Genomic DNA, 20,269 nt, shown 5'->3' with positions numbered 1-20,269 from the left:
CCATGAGTACATTGAATGACGAATTCCCTCAAATCGAAGGATTACGATACCTAAATCACGCCGCCGTCGCGCCCTGGCCTCGCCGGGCGACCGAAGCCGTGGTGGCGTTCGCCGAACAGAATATGACGCTCGGCGCGCGTGATTACCCGCAGTGGCTCGCAGTTGAAACCAGATTGCGTAACCGCCTGGCCAGATTGCTGAACGCACCCGCTTCGGCAGACATCGCGCTGGTCAAAAACACGTCCGAAGCACTTTCATTCGTGGCGTTCGGCCTGGACTGGAAAGCAGGTGACCAGATCATCATCAGTGACGAAGAGTTTCCATCCAACCGGGTGGTCTGGGAGGCCCTGCGACCCCAAGGTGTGGAAGTGATCCAGGTCAGCCTCAAGGGCAATGATCCGGAAGCGGCTCTGCTGGCAGCCTGCGGACCGAACGTGCGCCTGATGGCAATCAGTGCCGTGCAATACGCTAGCGGCCTGCGCCTCGATCTGCCCCGACTCGGCGAAGGATGTGAACAACGTGACGTGCTGCTGTGCATCGATGCGATTCAACAGCTCGGCGCACTGCCGTTCGATGTTCAGCAATACCGGTGCGCCTTCGCCATGGCGGATGGGCACAAATGGCTGCTAGGTCCCGAAGGGCTCGGCGTATTTTATTGCCGCAGCGATCTGCGTGCCAAGTTGAAGCTCCACGAGTACGGCTGGCATATGCTCGAGCACGCCGGCGACTATGATCGACAGGATTGGCAGCGGCCCGCAGCGCACGCCGATTCGAGTGCGGCAGTCCGAACCTGCTCGGTGCCATGGCGCTGGAGGCGAGTCTGTCGCTATTGGAGGATGTCGGCATGACCGAGGTGGGTCGAGCACTGGCCGAACGTATCGATCATCTGCAATACGAGCTGAATGCCATGCCGGGCGTTGAACTGCTGAGCCCGGCGGATCCGCTTCGACGAGCCGGCATCATGACCTTCAGAGTCGAGGGTTGGGAAAACCCAGCGCTGTTCGAACGTCTCAATGCGGAGCAGATCGTCTGTGCCCTTCGTGGCGGAGGCGTACGGCTCTCGCCGCATTTCTATACCCACCCGAACGTCATTGAGCAAACGTTGGCGGTGGTTCACGGGCTGCTTGCAAAGTGAGCGATCAACTTGGGCGCAACTATTCCAAATCCGTTTTAAAAACGGTGCCATTCGGCCTGCAGAGTTGCCGATCAGGGCCAATACTTCAGGCACTGGCCGCGCAATCCCCCCAATGCTCGGCCAGCTGAGGGAGCGAGGAACGTGACCTCATACTCCTAATGGTCTTGACCCGGCTCCTCGCGAGGCCGGGTTTTTTTTGCCCGGAGGGCGACATGAATCGCGGATCAGACAGGCCTGGCACGCCGACTAAAAAGCCGGAGCTGGAAGCAGATCCAGATGAACAACGCCCAGAACGGTATCGCGATTATCGATGTGCGCAACCCAGGCATCGAAAGCATGACCACCGCGATCAGCACCACGAAAGCCAGGCAAAGGTAATTGCTGAACGGATACCAGAAGGCCTTGAACGACGGCTCAATGCCCTGCGCTGCCATCGCCTTGCGAAACTTCAGGTGTGCGAGGCTGATCATCGCCCAATTGATCAGCAGCGCCGCAACCACCAGCGACATGAGCAGCTCGAGGGCAGTCTGCGGCAGCAGGTAATTCACCAGCACGCAGAGCATGGTCACAAGCGCCGAGAGCGCGATTGCCAAAACAGGTACTCCGCGACGGTTCACGGTCATCAAAACCTTCGGCGCGTCCCCCTGCTCCGCCAGACCGTATAGCATCCGGCTGTTGCAATAGACACCGCTGTTGTACACCGACAGCGCCGCGGTCAGCACCACGAAGTTGAGGATATGCGCCGCGGTGTCACTACCGATCAGCGAAAAGATTTGCACGAAGGGGCTTCCGCTGTAAGGGTCACCGGCCGCACCCAGGGTTTCCAGCAAGCTGTCCCAGGGATACAACGCCAGCAGCACGCTCAACGCACCGATATAGAAGATCAGGATGCGGTAAACCACCTGATTGATGGCCTTGGGGATGACCGTTTTCGGATCTGACGCTTCGGCGGCGGTGATCCCTACGAGTTCGAGCCCGCCGAAGGAAAACATGATGATTGCCAGCGCCATGACCATTCCACTGATGCCATTGGGGAAGAACCCGCCATGACTCCAGAGGTTGCTGAAGCTGGCCTGCTCACCGCCCTCGCCGCTCAACAGCAGATACAGACCCAGCGCGATCATGCCGATGATGGCACCAACCTTGATGATCGCGAACCAGAACTCGGTCTCACCGAACGTCTTCACGTTCACTAGATTGATGAGATTGATCACCACGAAAAATGCCGCCGCCGTGGTCCAGGTCGGCACCTCCGGCCACCAGAACTGCACGTATTTGCCCACCGCTGTCAGCTCGGCCATCCCCACCAGCACGTAGAGGACCCAGTAATTCCAGCCGGATAGAAAGCCCGCATAGGGCGTCCAGTATTTGTGCGCAAAATGGCTGAAGGATCCGGCGACGGGTTCTTCGACGATCATCTCGCCAAGCTGACGCATGATCAAAAAAGCGATGATTCCGCCAATGGCATAACCGAGAATCATCGACGGCCCCGCACTGCGAAGCACGCCGGCCGAACCGAGAAAAAGTCCCGTGCCAATTGCCCCGCCGAGCGCGATCAGCTGAATGTGCCGGTTTTTTAGGCCACGCTGAAGCGGACCGGTGTGCAGCGTATCGCTGGACATGGCGTCACCTTGTCTGGTCTGTGACGTGAAGACGATACGGCCCATTGAGCGACGAAACGGGGCCGAACTGAATCATCATGCCCGCATGCCAGGCATGCGAACCGAAGCGGCGCGGATTGTACACGGCATCCGCGGATGGCGCGTTGCGCCACATCGTTTCGAACGTAAGGGGTCGATCACGCCCCGATTCGGGCCAAGGGGAATAGCCGTTTGAAGTTTTCGGTGGTTTGCGCAGCCAGGGCATCGAACTCGACTCCGCGCAATTCCGCAAGAAACTCGGCAACTTCCCGAACGTACTGGGGCAGGTTCGGCTTGCCGCGGTAGGGAATCGGAGCCAGGTACGGCGAATCCGTCTCGACCAGCAGGCGATCTGCTGGAACGCGCCGGGCTACGTCGCGAAGCGCATCGGCATTGCGGAAGGTCACGATGCCGGACAGCGAAATGTAGAAGCCGAGATCCAGCGCGGCCTTGGCCATCTCCCAGTCTTCAGTGAAGCAATGCAGTACGCCGGCCTGTGGCAACGCCGCCTCGCGGAGCAGCCCCAGCGTGTCAGCACGGGCTGCGCGGGTATGAACGATGACAGGTTTGCCACAGGTCCGAGCGGCCTCGAGATGCAGGCGGAAGGACTGCTGCTGAAGCTCGGCGGCTTCGGGCTCGTAGTGATAATCAAGCCCGGTCTCGCCGATCGCCACTACACCAGGCCCGTCCAGCTCCCTCAACAACCAATCCAGTGCGGGCTCAGCACCGGGCTCAAGGTCCAGCGGATGCACCCCGACCGAACAGTCGACATCTTCGTAGCGCTGCGCAAGCGCCTTGACCGCTGCGGTATTGTCGGCACTGACGCCTATGCACAGAAAGTGCCCGACGCCACGCTGACGTGCAGCATCCAATGCTGCGTCCAGCGAGCCGCCGTGCACGGCGAGATCGAGACGATCGAGATGGCAATGCGAGTCGACCAGCATGGAAAATACCCAAACCGAAAACGCGCCATTGTAGAGCAAAGCAGCCGATCGGACGCAACGAGGTCAGGTGATACCGAAAACGAGGAAGGCTTGGAAGGTTGCAGAGCAAATATCCGCAACTGCGCTACATGGTATGCGTTGGCCGATCAGACTTCATCGCGCCGGCCAGATAGGTTTCGATCTTGTTGCGCGCGGTCGAGTCACCCTCGTTGAACTGCACGCCAACGCCGGCGGCCCGGTTACCCTGCGCCCCTTTTGGGGTGATCCAGACAACCTTGCCGGCGACAGGGATCTTTTCGGGCTCATCCATCAGGCTCAGCAGCATGAACACTTCATCGCCGAGCTTGTAGCTTTTGTTGGTGGGAATGAACAATCCACCATGCTTGATGAACGGCATGAACGCCGCGTAGAGCACCGATTTGTCCTTGATGGTCAGGGACAGGATGCCATTACGCGGACCAAGATTTGCAGGCAGGCTCATGCGGTATTCCTAACAACAGTTCCGGTGGATTCTAGCTTGGCCCGGGCAAGCTTGCCCACTGCACCAGGAGCGCTTCGAGAAGCAAGACACGGTTGAGGTTGGCTTTGCCCAGCACTTTCTGCCGATGGGCCAACAACCAATCCTGCAGTGCCAGCAGTCTGGCAGGAGAAGTCTTCTGTGCCAGGTATTGAATAACCTTTTGCATATCGGCAGCGCCAAGCCCCGCTTCATCACCGGTCATCTGAAAACGCAAAATCAGATGTGCCCATTCACAGAACCAGTCAAATAGCAGGATCAGTGACAACGGATTCCACGCTTCAGCAAGCTGACTGGGAGATTGCTGCCGTTTGAGGAGCTTTTTCACCCCCTCGACGACCTGCACACGCATCGCCAGCACGCCCACACCGTGCAGCTTCAGTGCTGCCAGAGGCGAATTCGCCGCCAATGCCAGCAACTCCTCGCGCTGGCCCGCCGAGAGGTCCGGAAGCTTGCCGGCGAGCCAGTCCAAGCTCTGCTGGCGACCGGGCAAGGGGCAACTTTGCTGCACGCAGCGACTCTTGATCGTCGGCAGCAGTCGGCTAGGCTGATGGCTGATCAATAGCAGCACCGTGTCGCCTGCGGGTTCTTCGAGGCTTTTGAGGAGTGCGTTGGCCGCGTTCAGATTCATCGCCTCGGCCGGTTCGAGCAAAACCACCTTGCGGCCGCCGAGCTGCGCGGTCTGGGTGACAAAGCCAACCAGCTGGCGGACCTGATCGACACGGATGGCCTTATCGACCTCCTCCGGCTCCAGAATGTAATGGTCAGGATGAGTATGGGCAGCGAGCAGCGTACAGCCCTTGCAGGAGCCGCAGGCTCCGCTCGGTGCCGGCTGCTGACACAGCAGGAGCGCCATCAACTGTTCGGCCAGTGTGCGCTTGCCGATGCCGGCGGGTCCGTGCAGCAAGTAAGCGTGAGCATGCTGTTGGCGCCCCGCTAGCAGCTGCCAAAGATCGGTCTGCCATGGAAGGATGCCATCAGCCAAGCGCACGCTCCAGCAGCTCGGGCAAGAGCCTATCCAGATCCTGTTGCACCGCGGACAAAGGTTGACCGGCATCGATCACCCGATAGCGCTGCGGAACCTGGTGAGCACGATCGAGATACGCGCTACGCACGGCCTCGAAGAACTGCAGCCCCTCCTGCTCAAACCGATCGAGCCGTCCACGCGCAGCGGCGCGGCTCAACCCGATCTCTACAGGCAGATCGAAGATCAGCGTCAGGTCCGGGCGCATGTCACCTTGCACAAAGTTTTCAAGCTGCTCGATGCGCTGGCAGGACAGCCCGCGCCCCCCGCCCTGATAGGCATAAGTGGCGTCGGTGAATCGATCGCAAAGTACCACGGCGCCACGCGCCAGCGCGGGGCGGATCACCTGGGCAAGGTGTTGTGCACGCGCGGCGAACACCAGAAGCAGCTCAGTATCGCTGATCATGGGCTCATCCACGGGCGTCAATAGAAGCTCGCGGATCCGCTCGGCCAATGGTGTTCCGCCAGGCTCTCGGGTCAGCACGACATCAATGCCGTGATCGCGAAGGCGCTGGGCGAGATATTCACGGTTGGTGCTCTTGCCCGCGCCTTCGGGCCCTTCCAGGGTGATAAAAAGTCCTGTCACTGCGTGTTCTCGATCGGCGCCGGAGCTTGCCGGGGCGGTGGGCTGGAGCGATAGTCGGCGCGGCGCTTGAGCTGGTACTCCCGCACTGCACGATTGTGCTCACTCAACGAATCACTGAATACATGACTGCCGTCGCCACGCGCCACAAAATACAAGCTCTTCCCTTCGGTGGGATGCAACGCGGCGTGAATGGCTTCGCGACCGACCATGGCAATCGGCGTCGGCGGCAACCCACTGTTGGTGTAGGTGTTGTAGGGGGTTGGCCTGCGCAGGTCGTTACGGGTAATCCGTCCCTTGTACCGCTCGCCCATGCCGTAAATCACCGTCGGATCGGTCTGCAGCAACATACCCTGCTCCAGCCTACGAACAAAGACGCCAGCGATCTCGCCGCGCTCCGACGGCACACCGGTTTCCTTTTCGATGATTGAAGCCATGATCAGCGCCTGATAAGGCTCTTGGTAAGGCAACCCTTCACTGCGCTGCTGCCACTCTTCGGCCAGAACGGCCTCCAGCCGCGCAAAGGCCCGCTGAAGCAATTCGAGATCGGTTACGCCACGGGTGAAACTATAAGTATCAGGAAAGAATCGCCCTTCCGGATGCAACTCCGGCTGACCGAGCATCGCCATAATCTCGCGATCGGATAAGTCGTTGAGCGTTTGCTGAATCGTCGGCGTTGCCTCCAGCGCCGCGCGAACCTGGCGGAAATTCCAACCCTCAACAATTGTCAGGGTATGTTGAACAACCTCACCACGCTGCCACAACCCGAGCAGTTCACGCGCGGTCATTCCCAGGCGCAGCTGATATTCGCCGCTGTGCAAGGTGTGTCCGGAAAGATTCAACCGCCAGTGCAGCCGCAGCCAAAACGAGCCGCTCAGCATCCCTTCTCGCTCCAGACGCTGAAACAAGCCGCTGGGCGTATCGCCGGGTTTGACGTCTAGCGTCTGCGCCTCGCTGAGCTGCAATGGCTGCTCCAATGCGGCGTGAAGCTTCCAGGCAACCAGACCGAGCGCCAGCGCGGCGACCAGTGCGGCCCCCATGAGCGCGAAAGACAATTTTCGAATCACGTATTACTCGACAGATCAGCAACTAGGCGTTGGAGTTTACGTGTGAGCGGCCCCACCGGCCAGACGCTGGCTTCGAACTGCCGCACAGGCCAGATGCCGTACAGGCTGTTGCAAACGAAAACCTCGTCGGCGCCGAACAATTGGTCGAGCGAGATATCGCCGACCTTCGCGTGAATCCCTGCCTGCCGAGCCCGATGAAGAAGCTCCGCACGCATTACGCCTGCCACGCCGCACCGATCGAGCGAGGGAGTCAGCAGCACGCCCGATTGCACGATGAAGAGGTTGCTGAAGACCGCTTCGATGACACGCCCCGAGATATCGCGCATCAAGCCTTCGGCAAAATCGGGATCCTGCCATTCTGCTCGCGCCAACACCTGCTCTAGTCGATTGAGATGTTTCAGCCCGGCCAACACTGGCTGCTCGGAGAGACGAGTCGTACAGGCATACAGGCGTACGCCATTTTCGGAATGCTCGATCGGATAATCTGGTTGCGGCGAACCCATTAGAACGACTCGCGGCTGGCAGGCCGCTGGCGGCCCGTAACCGCGCCGCCCATCGCCACGCGTCAGAACCAGCTTGGCCACGCCAGTACCAAGCGCGTTGCCAAACGCGATAACTTGGGTTCGGAGAGACGCCATGTCGCAGGGGATAGCGAAGCGTTGGCAACCAAGATCAAGACGTTCCAAGTGGCGGTCCAGCAGCTCCGGATAGCCATTAACGACCTTTATGGTCTCGAACAGACCGTCGCCATACGCAAATCCTCGATCCTGGAGGGGCAACCCGGTGGCGGGCTGTCCGTCCACCCAGCTCGGTATCACTCGCTGAACCGGCGAAAAACCAGCGAACCGTTGGTGCCACCGAAACCAAAGGAATTGGAGATGGCGATATCGATTGTCGTCGGTTTCGCTTCGTGCGGTACAAAATCCAGATCGCAGCCGTCATCTGGCTCATCCAGGTTGATCGTCGGCGGTGCAACCTTGTCGCGTATGGCCAGCACACTGAAGATCGCCTCGACGGCACCCGCAGCACCCAGCAAGTGGCCAACCATGGACTTTGTCGAGCTGACTGACAGCTCATAGGCGTGATCACCGAATACGGTTTTTATCGCGGCGGCCTCGGCCTTGTCACCAGCGGGGGTCGAAGTGCCGTGAGCATTGATGTAATCCACCTGGGCTGCATCGATCTTGGCGTCCATGATCGCATTGCGAATGCAGCGAGCGGCACCCGCGCCATCATCCGGCGGTGAAGTCATGTGGAACGCATCAGCACTCATGCCGAAGCCGATCAGCTCCGCGTAGATTTTCGCCCCACGCGCCTTGGCATGCTCCAGCTCTTCTAGCACCAGCGCGCCAGCACCATCCGACAGCACGAAGCCATCCCGCCCCTTGTCCCATGGCCGACTGGCCGCAGCCGGATCGTCATTGCGGGTGGAAAGCGCACGCGCTGCGGCGAAGCCACCAATCCCAAGGCCACTGGCGGCCATTTCCGAGCCCCCTGCTACCATGACGTCAGCTTCACCGTAGGCAATATTCCGAGCGGCCATGCCGATGCAATGCGAGCCGGTGGTACAGGCCGTGGCGATCGCATAGTTCGGCCCCTGGAGGCCCAGATGGATCGATAGAAAGCCCGACACCATGTTGATGATCGAGCCTGGCACGAAGAATGGCGAAATTCGCCGCGGGCCCTGTTCGATTAGAGACTTGCAGCTATTTTCAATATTGGTCAGGCCGCCAATTCCCGACCCCATGGCAACACCGATGCGCTCGCGGTTGGCATCGGTCACTTCCAATCCGGAATCCCGTACTGCCTGAAAACTGGCAGCCAGGCCGTACTGAATGAATAGGTCGAGCTTGCGAGCTTCTTTCGCAGGCAAATACTGCTCGACGTCAAAGTTTTTGACCGATCCGCCAAAGCGAGTGGAATAGGCGGAGAGGTCCATATGCTCTATCAGGCCGATACCACTGCGGCCGGCGAGAATCCCCTGCCAGCTGCTTGGCACATCGTTACCCAGCGGCGATAGCATGCCCATCCCGGTGATTACGACGCGTCTACGCGACACAGCAATTCTCCTTACATTTACATTTTTGGCTCGTTCAGCTCCGCCACCATTGCAACGGGCAGAGGGCCAACCATCAGGCGTCGCACGCAGGTGCGCGACCAGCTGAATTCAACTAACTCAAACAAAAGCCGCACTGCCCCGTTCAAGGCAGTGCGGCTTACTGGTTCGAAGCAGGATTACAACTTACTGCGCGTGCGCGTTGATGTAATCGATAGCTTCTTGAACAGTGGTGATCTTCTCGGCTTGCTCGTCCGGGATTTCAGTCTCGAATTCCTCTTCCAGAGCCATTACCAGCTCAACGGTATCAAGGGAGTCGGCACCCAGGTCTTCAACGAAGGAAGCGCTGTTGGTGACTTCCTCTTCCTTGACGCCAAGTTGCTCGGCAACGATTTTCTTGACGCGTTCTTCGATGGTGCTCATACCTTGTTTTCACTCCTATGGAAAAATCAGGCAGCTGGTCTGCGCGGTAGTGTATAGAAAGCGTTTTCCGCATTTCAAGCTGAAAGCGGGCAAGCATGAACCAGCCTTCAACCTTCTGTCTATAAACAAACCACAGTTTTATAACGAAACGAATCAGCCGTTATGACTGTAAACATGCGTCGGGCGTCACATTAACTCATGTACATGCCGCCATTCACCGGAACTGTCGCCCCGGTAACATAGGCAGCGCCGTCAGAAGCTAGAAAGGCGACGACCTTAGCAATCTCTTCCGCCTGCCCCAGGCGACCCAACGGGATCTGCCCCAGCAGTGCGTCACGCTGAGCTTCTGGCAGCTCACGCGTCATGTCTGTATCGATGAAACCCGGCGCCACGGCATTGACCGTGATACCACGCGAGCCAACTTCGCGAGCCAATGCTCGACTGAAGCCTTCGAGCCCTGCTTTAGCGGCGGCGTAGTTTACCTGCCCTGCGTTACCCATCGCACCTACCACCGAACCAATACTGATGATCCGCCCCCAGCGCGCCTTGGTCATACCACGCAAAACCCCTTTGGTCAGGCGGTAGAGGCTACTGAGATTGGTGTCGATAACGTCGTGCCATTCATCGTCCTTCATCCGCAGCATCAGGTTGTCACGTGTAATACCCGCGTTGTTGATCAGGATAGCCGGTTGACCAAGATGCTGCTGAATATGCTCCAGCGTAGTCGCAACGGACTCATCACTGCTGACATCTAGAACCAATCCAGCACCTTCGATGCCGTTCTCCTTGAGCGTCTCGGCGATGCGCTCGGCTCCCGAAGAAGAGGTCGCCGTGCCGATCACGATGGCGCCCTGGCGGCCCAACTCGAGCGCGATGGCCTGACCGATGCCGCGACTGGCCCCTGTTATCAGCGCGACCTTGCCTTGCAGATTCATAGATGTCTCCTTGTTCAGACCAATGCGCCACGAGTGGCTGCAAAAGCTTCTGGGGTGTCCAGGTTGTAGGTATTGATGCCCTTGACGCAGCGCTTGTTTAGACCGGAAAGCACCTTGCCCGGGCCGCACTCGACCAGACCGGTCACTCCGCGCTCGCTCAACGCAACAATGGTCTCGACCCAGCGAACCGGGCTGTAAAGCTGCGCCAGCAGGTCGCGCTTGAGCGAGTCGAGATCCGAAACGATCGCGGCACTGACGTTCTGCACCAGGGGGATTTCGGGCGCTTGCCAGGCGGCTCCGGTGACGGAATCCGCGAAACGCTCTGCCGCCGGTCGCATCAGATCGCAATGCGAAGGCACGCTGACCGGCAGTGGCATGGCGCGCTTGGCACCCTTGGCCTTGCAAGCCTCGATAGCACGGTCGACGGCCGCAGCATTACCGGCAATCACGACCTGACCAGGCGCGTTGAAGTTAACCGCACTGACGACCTCACCTTGCGCCACTTCGCTACAGGCTGCCAGAACATCGACATCCTCCAGCCCCAGGATCGCCGCCATACCACCACTGCCGGCTGGAACGGCCTGCTGCATAAGCTGACCACGCAACTCGACCAGCTTCACCGCGTCAGCGAATGGGAGGCTGCCCGCAGCCACCAGAGCGGAGTATTCACCCAGGCTGTGACCCGCGACAAACGCCGGCTTCGCCCCTCCCTCCGCCAGCCATAAGCGCCACAGAGCAATCGAGGCGGTAAGAATGGCCGGCTGGGTTTTGTCGGTCTGATTCAGTTGCTCCTCAGGCCCTTGCTGACAAAGCGCCCAGAGATCGTAGCCCAACACGGATGCCGCTTCGGCAAAGGTATCGATGACTATGGATTGTTGGGCACCGTGCTCAGCAAGCATGCCAAGGGCCTGGGAGCCCTGGCCGGGAAAGACGAATGCAAGTGATGCGGACATGAAACGGCTCTCTTGTGGTTGTTCGTCGAAAGGAATACGCCACCAGGACGCACCGAATTGTCAGTTGGATGGCGACCCGCCGGAGGTGGTCACATCACCGGCGCCGTTTATCGACCGATTGGTCACGAGCAGGTGTTCAAGCCGACTGTGCAGTTGCGCCGGCAGGTTGTGCTGAACGTCCTGGGCGGCGCGCAGGATCGCCGACCGAAAGCCCTCTGCGCCCGCACTGCCATGACTCTTGACTACGATGCCTTGAAGCCCCAGAAAGCTAGCACCATTGTACTGTGCCGGACGAAGGTCAGCCCGCAACTGACGCAACAGCGGCAATGCCAGCGCGCCCACTGCTCGCGAAATCAGCGAGCGACGAAAAAGCGCCTCGACTCGCAAGGCAACCATATCCGCCAAGCCCTCACTGGATTTGAGCAATACATTGCCAACAAACCCATCGCACACCGCCACATCAGTCTCGCCGCGAAACAGCCCATCACCCTCGATGAAGCCTTGATAGTTGATATCACAGGCTTGCTGCAAAAGCCCTGCGGCCGCCTTGACCTGCTGGTTTCCCTTTATCTCTTCGGTGCCCACATTCAACAACGAGACCCGTGGTCGCTCGATACCAAGGCTCTGAGCTGCAACCGACCCCATCACTGCAAATTGATACAGCTGCTCGGCAGTGCAGTCCACATTCGCGCCCAGGTCAAGAAGCAGGCATGCGCCTTCTAGCGTAGGGATCGCGGTCACCATGGCCGGACGATCAACTCCTGGCAGCGTCTTCAGGACGTGGCGAGCAAGCGCCATCAGCGCACCCGTATTACCGGCACTGACACACGCCTGAGCCTGACCATCACGCACTAACTCCAGCGCGACACGCATGGATGACCGTGGCTTGGTCCGCAGCGCATGGGTGGGACGTTCGTCCATGCCGATCACCTCGCCGGCATCGACAATGGTCAGGCGAGCGCGATCCACACCAGGGTGGCGATCAATGATTTCTTCAATAAGGGAGGATTGGCCAACGAGAGCCAGATGCAGCGAGGGGGCTTCAGCCAGACAGTTGAGACTGGCCGGAACAATGCAGTGGGGACCGAAGTCCCCACCCATTGCATCGATCGCTATGATCGGAGCAGACAAGGTTTACTCGTCAGCGCCCTTGTCGATCACTTTACGACCACGGTAGAAACCTTCCGGGGAAACGTGGTGACGCAGGTGAACTTCACCGGTGCTCTTTTCCACGGACAGGGCGTTCGGCTCGAGCGCGTCGTGCGAACGACGCATGTCACGGGCGGAACGGGATTTTTTGTTCTGCTGAACAGCCATTGGGATCAACTCCTAAACGTTTGGGTCACGCTTTAACTGAGCCAGTACGCTGAACGGGTTGGACCGCGATACCTCGTCCTCATTCGGCTCGGGCTCATCAGGCCCAACCGGCGGCTGGCAAACTTCTTGGTCATGGAGTGGAACAATCGGAAGAGCGAGCAAAAGCTCCTCTTCAACCAGCGCCAGCAGATCCAGAGGATCCTCTCCCACTTCCAGCACGTCATAGCCCTTGGGCAGGTGCTGACTGCTCGACCCTTCATTCACCACGGCATAATCGCACTCGCTGTGAATAGGCAGAACAACCGGCTCCAGACAACGCTGGCAAATCATTGTGACCTCAACATCCAGCTCGCTGTGGATGACCACAGTGCGCTGCTCGTCGCGCCCGAAATCAAAACTGGCACGCACCACACCCTTATCGTCCTCGAGAGGATCGACGAGCCGCTTGAGCTCGGACAATTGCAGCTCACCCTTCAGGGCGGCCGCTCGGTCAGCGAGCTTGCGCGGGTCAACGTGCGGAGGTATTGGTCCTTTCAACATAAGCGCGGCATTCTAGGGATGCGCCTCTCGACTGTCAAAGGAATTCAGCCGCACAATTGGCTTCAGCCGACCAGCAATCGAATACCTATATAAAGGAAGGAAAATGCGCCGCCATCTGCTTCTCGCATCAAGCTCCCCCTACCGGCGCGAACTGCTTTCGCGATTGCGTTTGACATTCGATTGCAACGCGCCGGAAATAGACGAAACCGCGCATGCCGGAGAGCCCCCGGAACAGCTAGTACGCCGACTGGCTCGTGAGAAAGCCCAAGCACTGACAGAGGCCCATCCGGATCATCTGATCATTGGCTCGGACCAGGTTGCCGTGCTTGAGCACAACATCCTCGGCAAGCCTCATACCTTCGAGCGAGCAAAGCAGCAACTGCAAGCCTGCAGCGGCAAAAGCGTGAGCTTTCTGACCGGCCTAGCGCTGCTGGATAGCCGGACAGGAACCGCCCAGGTCGACTGCATCGCGTTCACCGTCCATTTCCGAGCGCTCAACGATCAGCAGATCGAACGCTATCTGCTGGCCGAACAGCCCTTCGACTGCGCAGGCAGCTTCAAGGCCGAAGGCCTGGGGATCAGCCTGTTTCGCACCACCGAAGGATCAGATGTCACGAGCCTGATCGGGCTTCCACTGATCCGGCTGGTCGATATGCTCAACCACGCCGGCATCGAAGTGCCGTGACAGGCCGCGAGAAAGCTAACGCAGTTGCGGCCCTTGAAAGCCCATCCACATCGCCAACTGCGAACCAACGGCGGCACCGAGCTTCTTGGTGAAACGATCCAGAGCAGAATCCTTGACGGTAAAGTCCACCAGCTCATCCTCTCCGATAACCTCGCGGGCCACGTAGCTGGTACTGCCGAGACCATCAATCAGCCCGAGCTCAAGGGCCTGCTCGCCGGACCAGATAAGCCCAGAAAATAGCTCAGGATGCTCAGCGACCTGGAGTCGGTCTCCACGCCCCTGCTTCACGCTATCGATGAATTGCCGATGTGTAGTGGCAAGCACACTGCGCCAGAACTCGGTTTCCTCCGGATTTTCCGGCTGAAACGGATCAAGGAACGCCTTGTGCTCGCCTGAGGTGTAGACCCGACGCTCCACACCCAGTTTGTCCATCGTCTCGACGAAACCGAAAGTCGCCGCGGTCACCCCTATCGAGCCAACCAGACTGGACTTATCAGCGTAGATTTCATTCGCAGCACTGGCGATGTAGTAGGCACCCGAAGCCCCCAGATCGGTAATCACCGCATAGACCTTTGTGGCCGGATATTCGTCACGCAGCCGACGAATCTCGTCGTAGATATAGCCTGACTGCACGGGACTGCCACCCGGACTGTTGATCCTCAGCACCACACCCTTGGTACTGGAATCCTCGAAGGCGGCCCGGAGCGCCCCGACAATGTTATCCGCACTCGCCGCCTCTTCATCCGCAATCATTCCGCGGACGTTGATGACTGCGGTATGACTGTCACTAGCGACCTTACCGTCACCCATACGCAACAAAGGCGAGAACATCAGCAGGGCGCCGAAGAGGTAGATGAAGGTCAACAGCTTGAAAAAGATCCCCCAACGCCGGGCCCGCCGCTGCTCTTGCACCCCGGCAAGCAATGTCTTTTCCAGCAACTTCCAGCTATTGCGATCCTCCTTGACCTCATTCACCGGCGCCTTCCATTCATCCGACATACGCAACTACCTCAGCAGCTGAATCAGCAGAGCACAGCCAGCGGCCGAGCTCCGAAAAATGTTTGATAGTCATGCATGGCGAGCATGCCTGCAAGACCTCGACGGACTGCGCGCCATAAGTAACCGCAACGCTGTCGATGCCTGCTCGCCTGGCCATCTCGAGATCGAATACTGAATCGCCAATCATCACGGCTCGCTCGGGACTGACCCCACAGTGCCCCAGAATCTCATGAATCATCAGCGGATCAGGCTTGCTCGCTGTCTCATCCGCGCAACGCGTCACATCGAAGAAACCGCCCCACCCTTGCGCCGTCAGCACCCTATCCAATCCGCGCCGCCCTTTACCTGTCGCTACGGCGAGCATGTGTCCCTGTTCACGAAACTGTTGCAGCGCTAGCGCGACGCCCGGATAGAGTGCCGAAGGCTCAGCATCCAGCAATAGATAATGATCGGCATAGGCACGACGAAACGCCTCAGCCGTTCGCACATCTGTGATATGGGGATATAACGCCGCAATTGCCTCTGGCAAACCGAGCCCTATGATCCCCTTGATGACACCCTCATCAAGGGGCGGTAGATCACAATTGGCTGCAGCAACAGAAATGGATTCGACGATACGCCCAATCGAGTCCGCCAAGGTGCCGTCCCAGTCAAAGATCAACAGGTCGTACTTATTCACCAAGCCTCTCCAGCGTCCGCGTCCAGACATCGTCGACCGGCGCTTCCAGACTCAGTTCGCCGCCGTCGGGCAGCGGCACCCTCAACGCATAGGCATGCAGGAACAGGCGCTTGCCCCCCAACTCACGAATAACGCTGGAGAACTCTTCGTCTCCATACTTATTGTCGCCGGCGATGCCGTGACCTGCATGGCGGGCATGCACGCGGATCTGGTGAGTACGCCCCGTTACCGGCTTGGCCTCGACCAGCGTGGCGAAATCACCGAAACGGCGCAGCACGCGAAAAAGCGTCAGCGCGTCCTTGCCCTCGTCAGCGACTTCGACCATCCGCTCGCCCGAGCGCAGCGTGTTCTTCAACAGCGGAGCATTCACCTGCTTCTTGCTGGTTTCCCAGCGCCCCCGGACAAGCGCCATGTAGCGCTTATCAATACCGTCGCCGCGCAGCTCTTGATGCAGGTGACGCAGCATGCTGCGCTTCTTCGCGACCATCAACAGCCCGGACGTGTCCCGATCCAGACGATGTACCAACTCCAGCTCCTTGGCATCCGGACGCAGCTGACGCAGCGCCTCGATGACACCAAAGCTAAGCCCGCTGCCGCCATGCACTGCGATACCTGCGGGCTTATTCAGCACGATAAGCGCCTTGTCCTCATAGACGATTGCCGCGCTCAGACGCTCGAGAAGGCCCTGCGCGACCGGAACCACCTCGTCCCGCTCGGGCAACCGAAGCGGCGGTACACGCACCACATCGCCCGCTTGAAGCTTATATTCGGGCTTGATCCGCCCCTTGTTCACCCGCACTTCGCCTTTGCGCAGAATGCGGTAGATCAGGGTTTTGGGCACACCCTTGAGTTGAGTGCGAAGAAAGTTATCAATGCGCTGGCCGGCAAGCTCCGGCGAGACCTCAAGCATTTGCACGCCAGAGGTCGGAGAAGGGGTATTGGTCATCCGCGGATGATATCAATTTTCCGTTATTTGAAGCACTTAAACATTGCTGTTATAGTCCAGACGCCGCCAAAAGTGGTCAGGTCGAGGAATGCCAGCGAAACCGCCATTCCCGACTCAGCAATGTTCGAGGACGTGAGGCCGTCCGACGATGCTTCTCTACTAAGTAGCAGAAGTACCGAAACAAGCCTTGAAGACATGATGCGTGCCCCCGATGGGGAATCGCGATAATCGACAACCCGCTCCCGGATTCTGCGAGCGGCACCCGATTTTCAAAGTATGAGTGTTGGGTGGAGATGTACAGCCATCGGATTGCGTAGCAAAGGCTTTCATAGACGCTTCATTCCGTCCGCTACCGATTGCTGATTCCTCCTCCCGAACCATTGCTTCTGTTCCGACAGCAAGCAGGAGACGTCGTCGCGACGCTGGCCCAACTGGCCTCACATCGCTGGACACTGGAGTGCTTTACAACCATTCCTGACTCACCTGACACCGACCGCGAGAGTCGTGTGTGCCGAACGCCGTTTCCGCTGCCTTGGAAACCGACGGTACTACATGAAAAGAATGCTAATTAACGCAACTCAGCCCGAAGAGTTGCGTGTCGCACTGGTCGACGGCCAGCGCCTATTCGATCTCGATATCGAATCCGGCGCCCGCGAACAGAAAAAAGCCAATATCTATAAAGGCAAAATCACCCGCGTCGAGCCCAGCCTCGAAGCCGCCTTCGTTGACTTCGGTGCCGACCGCCACGGCTTTCTCCCTCTCAAGGAAATTTCCCGCGAGTACTTCAAGAAGTCTCCGGAAGGTCGCGTCAACATCAAGGACGTCCTGAGCGAAGGCCAGGAAGTCATCGTCCAGGTCGAGAAAGAAGAGCGCGGTAACAAGGGCGCAGCCCTGACCACGTTCATCAGCCTGGCTGGCCGCTACCTCGTACTGATGCCGAACAACCCACGTGCAGGCGGCATTTCCCGCCGCATTGAGGGTGAGGAGCGTAACGAGTTGCGCGAGGCATTGAACGGTCTCAATGTTCCCGCCGACATGGGGCTGATCGTCCGGACAGCCGGTCTTGGCCGCTCCAGCGAAGAAATGCAATGGGATCTGGATTACCTGCTGCAGTTGTGGAGCGCCGTCAAGGAGGCCTCCCAGGACCGCCCCGCCCCGTTTCTGATCTATCAAGAATCCAACGTCATCATCCGCGCTATCCGCGATTATCTGCGTCAGGACATCGGCGAAGTGCTGATCGACAGCGTCGAAGCACAGGACGAGGCGCTTTCCTTCATCCAGCAGGTCATGCCGCAATACGCCAGCAAGATCAAGCTGTACGAAGACAGCGTGCCGCTGTTCAACCGCTTCCAGATCGAAAGTCAGATCGAAACCGCATTCCAGCGTGAAGTGAAGCTGCCGTCCGGCGGCTCCATCGTAATCGATCCGACCGAGGCACTGGTCTCCATCGACATTAACTCGGCGCGCGCCACCAAAGGCGGCGACATCGAAGAAACAGCACTGCAGACCAACCTGGAAGCGGCCGAGGAAATCGCCCGCCAGCTACGCCTGCGTGACATCGGTGGCCTGATCGTCATCGACTTCATCGACATGACACCGGCGAAGAACCAGCGCGCCGTCGAAGAAAAGGTTCGTGAAGCGCTCGAAGCCGACCGCGCGCGTATCCAGGTTGGCCGTATTTCGCGCTTTGGCCTGCTGGAAATGTCCCGCCAGCGTTTGCGTCCATCGCTGGGTGAAACCAGCGGCATCGTCTGCCCACGCTGTAACGGTCAGGGCATCATCCGTGACGTCGAATCGCTATCGCTGGCAATCCTGCGCCTGATCGAAGAAGAAGCGCTTAAGGATCGCACCGCCGAGGTTCGAGCGCGTGTGCCCTTTCAGGTCGCCGCCTTCCTGCTCAACGAGAAACGCAACGCCATTACCAAGATCGAGCTGCGCACTCGCGCGCGCATCTTCATCCTGCCGGACGACCATCTGGAGACGCCGCATTTCGAAGTACAGCGCTTGCGTGACGACAGTCCGGAAATCATGGCCGGACAGGCAAGCTACGAGATGAGCCCGACCGAGGTTGAGGAAGCTCAGCCGGTCAGCTCGACGCGCACGCTGGTTCGCCAGGAAGCAGCGGTAAAAACTGCACCACAGCGTACCGCACCAGCCCCTGTCGCCGCCCCCGCAGAAGCCGCCGCACCTGCTGCCCAAGAGCCAAGCCTGTTCAAAGGACTGGTCAAATCGTTGGTGGGTCTCTTCGCTGGCAAACCGGAAGCTCCGGCTGTTGAAGTCGAGAAGAAGCCCTCGGCAAGCAACCGCCCGCAGCGCAACGATGAGCGACGCAGCGGTCGTCAACAGAACCGCCGCCGTGACTCGCGCAACAATCGCGACGAGGAACGCAAGCCACGCGAGGAACGCGCACCGCGTGAAGAACGCCAACCTCGCGAAGAGCGCCAACCACGCCCGTCGCGTGAAGAGCGCAAGCCTCGCGAGCCCCGTGAGCCGGTCGAAGCCAGCGATAGCACCCCGCAGTCGCAGCCGCAGCCCCGTCGCGAGCGCACCCCACGCGAGGACCGTCAGCCCCGCGAAGAGCGCAAGCGTGAACTGCGCGCACCACTGGACGAGCCCACCCAAGCAGTTTCAGCCGCGCCTGCCAGCGAGGAGACCGTCGAGCGTAAACCGCGCCCGCCTCGTGAAGAGCGCAAGCCTCGCGCAGAGCAGATCGCAAACACGGAAGAACTGCAGCAGAGTGAAGCAGCAGAAACTGCCGAGGATGAGCAGGAATCAACCGAGGGCAGTGATCGTCCACGTCGTCGCTCCCGTGGTCAGCGTCGTCGTAGCAACCGCCGTGATCGTCAACGCGATGCCAATGGCAACGAGATTGGCGAAGGCGAGACCGGCGCTGCCGAGGGTAGCGAAAGTAACGCGCCGGTGAAATCAGAGCAGGTCGCCATTGCCGCGACTGCCGCCGCCCTCGCGGCCAACACCGCCGATACCGACACGGCACCCACCGTGCTTCAAACCGAAGCTGCGCCAGAGGTACCAGCGCCAGCCGAGACCGCCAACGAAGCTACCGATGAAGCGGTAGCTGCCGAGCCAGCCGATGCCACCATCGCAGCGCCGACAGCTGAAGCCGCTCAGCCTGCAGCAGAGCCAACCCCTGCCCCGCAGGAAGTCAGCCAGCCAGAGCCAGCACCGTCGCCAGTAGAGTCCGAGATCGTCGAAGCAGCAGCTACAGCTGTTGAAGAGCCCGCTCCGGTGCCGACCGAGCCTGCCGCAACACCGGTCCTGACGGCGAGCGGCCGCGCGCCTAACGACCCGCGCGAAGTGCGCCGTCGCCGCCTTGAGCAGGAGCGCTTGGCCAAGGAAGCGGCCGAATCGCAAGCGAAAGCTGCCGAAGCGAAAACCGAAGCCGACGCGCCCGCCGAGCTGACCAGCCCCGAGATCGTTGCCAGCCAACCGGTTGTTGAGATCGCAGCCGAGCAACCGGTTGTCACAACCAACGATAGCGAAGAAGAAGCTGCTTCGCAGCCTGAACCAGCACCGGCAGAACCGGAAGCAGAACCGGTCGTCGCAGAAGCCGTCCAGCCTGAAGTGGAGTCGCTCAAGCCCAACACTGAAGCTGATGAACCTGAGGCGACCGAACAAGCCATCGAGCGGGACGACGACAAGCGTCAAAGCTGACAAGCGCGACAATGAGAAAGGGATGCTTCGGCATCCCTTTTTTGTTTCTGTGTTCCGCCCTGAATAGGGTTTACATCTTCTGATCTTCAGGAGGCTGCGATGGAAGCAGCAGAAAGGCGTAGCCAGCGGATACACGATGACCATACGGCCATCA

19 protein-coding genes and 1 pseudogene are annotated in these 20,269 nt (G+C 59.4%); 3 read left to right on the top strand and 17 right to left on the bottom strand.

Annotation, left to right across the window (positions count from 1 at the left end):
• Positions 1 to 2 precede the first annotated feature (2 nt).
• Positions 3 to 1,135 (top strand): annotated as a pseudogene (locus DQ405_RS10775) (aminotransferase class V-fold PLP-dependent enzyme).
• A gap of 224 nt (positions 1,136 to 1,359) precedes the next feature.
• Here DQ405_RS10775 and DQ405_RS10770 read toward each other — a convergent pair.
• From DQ405_RS10770 to DQ405_RS10705, 14 genes are all read right to left on the bottom strand, one after another.
• On the bottom strand, positions 1,360 to 2,757 hold the full coding sequence (locus tag DQ405_RS10770) for an amino acid permease (protein WP_168424216.1): 1,398 nt from the start codon (positions 2,755 to 2,757) through the stop codon (positions 1,360 to 1,362).
• A 176-nt stretch (positions 2,758 to 2,933) separates the two neighbouring features.
• The gene (locus tag DQ405_RS10765) at positions 2,934 to 3,719 is read right to left on the bottom strand and encodes a TatD family hydrolase (RefSeq protein ID WP_168424215.1); all 786 of its coding nucleotides are present in this window, start codon (positions 3,717 to 3,719) and stop codon (positions 2,934 to 2,936) included.
• A gap of 124 nt (positions 3,720 to 3,843) precedes the next feature.
• Positions 3,844 to 4,200, bottom strand: a complete 357-nt coding sequence (locus tag DQ405_RS10760; protein ID WP_019342489.1) for a PilZ domain-containing protein — start codon at positions 4,198 to 4,200, stop codon at positions 3,844 to 3,846.
• Positions 4,201 to 4,231: 31 nt separating this feature from the next.
• Complete coding sequence (locus DQ405_RS10755) at positions 4,232 to 5,221, bottom strand: DNA polymerase III subunit delta' (protein WP_196240173.1); 990 nt, start codon at positions 5,219 to 5,221, stop codon at positions 4,232 to 4,234.
• Positions 5,214 to 5,846, bottom strand: coding sequence for a dTMP kinase (tmk, locus tag DQ405_RS10750; RefSeq protein ID WP_168424213.1), 633 nt, complete (start codon positions 5,844 to 5,846; stop codon positions 5,214 to 5,216). Before tmk ends, DQ405_RS10755 begins: the two co-directional genes overlap by 8 nt.
• Entirely contained in the window at positions 5,843 to 6,910 is a 1,068-nt protein-coding gene (gene mltG, locus DQ405_RS10745) for an endolytic transglycosylase MltG (RefSeq protein ID WP_168424212.1), read from the bottom strand. Before mltG ends, tmk begins: the two co-directional genes overlap by 4 nt.
• Positions 6,907 to 7,725 carry an aminodeoxychorismate lyase gene (gene pabC, locus DQ405_RS10740; protein WP_168424233.1) on the bottom strand — a complete coding sequence of 273 codons (819 nt, stop codon included), beginning with the start codon at positions 7,723 to 7,725 and terminating at the stop codon, positions 6,907 to 6,909. Before pabC ends, mltG begins: the two co-directional genes overlap by 4 nt.
• Positions 7,725 to 8,969 carry a beta-ketoacyl-ACP synthase II gene (gene fabF, locus DQ405_RS10735; protein WP_168424211.1) on the bottom strand — a complete coding sequence of 415 codons (1,245 nt, stop codon included), beginning with the start codon at positions 8,967 to 8,969 and terminating at the stop codon, positions 7,725 to 7,727. Before fabF ends, pabC begins: the two co-directional genes overlap by 1 nt.
• A 183-nt stretch (positions 8,970 to 9,152) precedes the next feature.
• A complete protein-coding gene (acpP, locus tag DQ405_RS10730; protein ID WP_003283670.1) occupies positions 9,153 to 9,389 on the bottom strand; it encodes an acyl carrier protein in 237 nt (78 codons plus the stop codon).
• A gap of 191 nt (positions 9,390 to 9,580) precedes the next feature.
• Positions 9,581 to 10,324: a 3-oxoacyl-ACP reductase FabG gene (gene fabG, locus DQ405_RS10725; RefSeq protein ID WP_168424210.1), complete on the bottom strand. Its 744-nt coding sequence runs from the start codon at positions 10,322 to 10,324 to the stop codon at positions 9,581 to 9,583.
• Positions 10,325 to 10,338: 14 nt separating this feature from the next.
• On the bottom strand, positions 10,339 to 11,277 hold the full coding sequence (gene fabD / locus DQ405_RS10720; protein ID WP_168424209.1) for an ACP S-malonyltransferase: 939 nt from the start codon (positions 11,275 to 11,277) through the stop codon (positions 10,339 to 10,341).
• Between the two features lie 60 nt (positions 11,278 to 11,337).
• Positions 11,338 to 12,408, bottom strand: coding sequence for a phosphate acyltransferase PlsX (plsX, locus tag DQ405_RS10715; RefSeq protein ID WP_168424208.1), 1,071 nt, complete (start codon positions 12,406 to 12,408; stop codon positions 11,338 to 11,340).
• Between the two features lie 3 nt (positions 12,409 to 12,411).
• Entirely contained in the window at positions 12,412 to 12,594 is a 183-nt protein-coding gene (gene rpmF, locus DQ405_RS10710) for a 50S ribosomal protein L32 (protein ID WP_019342480.1), read from the bottom strand.
• 12 nt (positions 12,595 to 12,606) lie between these two features.
• Positions 12,607 to 13,134, bottom strand: a complete 528-nt coding sequence (locus tag DQ405_RS10705) for a YceD family protein (protein ID WP_168424207.1) — start codon at positions 13,132 to 13,134, stop codon at positions 12,607 to 12,609.
• A gap of 103 nt (positions 13,135 to 13,237) precedes the next feature.
• On the opposite strand from DQ405_RS10705, the gene DQ405_RS10700 reads away from it, so the two are divergent.
• The gene (locus DQ405_RS10700; RefSeq protein ID WP_168424206.1) at positions 13,238 to 13,819 is read left to right on the top strand and encodes a Maf family protein; all 582 of its coding nucleotides are present in this window, start codon (positions 13,238 to 13,240) and stop codon (positions 13,817 to 13,819) included.
• A 15-nt stretch (positions 13,820 to 13,834) separates the two neighbouring features.
• Here DQ405_RS10700 and sppA read toward each other — a convergent pair whose 3' ends face one another.
• From sppA to rluC, 3 genes are read right to left on the bottom strand one after another with little or no spacing between them, the layout of a single operon-like run.
• Positions 13,835 to 14,818 carry a signal peptide peptidase SppA gene (gene sppA / locus DQ405_RS10695; RefSeq protein WP_168424205.1) on the bottom strand — a complete coding sequence of 328 codons (984 nt, stop codon included), beginning with the start codon at positions 14,816 to 14,818 and terminating at the stop codon, positions 13,835 to 13,837.
• A complete protein-coding gene (locus DQ405_RS10690) occupies positions 14,808 to 15,497 on the bottom strand; it encodes an HAD-IA family hydrolase (RefSeq protein WP_168424204.1) in 690 nt (229 codons plus the stop codon). Before DQ405_RS10690 ends, sppA begins: the two co-directional genes overlap by 11 nt.
• Positions 15,490 to 16,443, bottom strand: coding sequence for a 23S rRNA pseudouridine(955/2504/2580) synthase RluC (rluC, locus tag DQ405_RS10685; protein WP_168424203.1), 954 nt, complete (start codon positions 16,441 to 16,443; stop codon positions 15,490 to 15,492). The genes DQ405_RS10690 and rluC overlap by 8 nt, the downstream gene beginning before the upstream one ends.
• A 552-nt stretch (positions 16,444 to 16,995) precedes the next feature.
• Here rluC and rne point away from each other — a divergent pair.
• Positions 16,996 to 20,115: a ribonuclease E gene (gene rne / locus DQ405_RS10680; protein ID WP_196240172.1), complete on the top strand. Its 3,120-nt coding sequence runs from the start codon at positions 16,996 to 16,998 to the stop codon at positions 20,113 to 20,115.
• Positions 20,116 to 20,269 lie beyond the last annotated feature (154 nt).

Source organism: Pseudomonas sp. SST3 (assembly GCF_003325755.1).
Note: the sequence above shows the minus strand (reverse complement) of the source record. Positions and strands in the feature narration are given on the sequence as shown.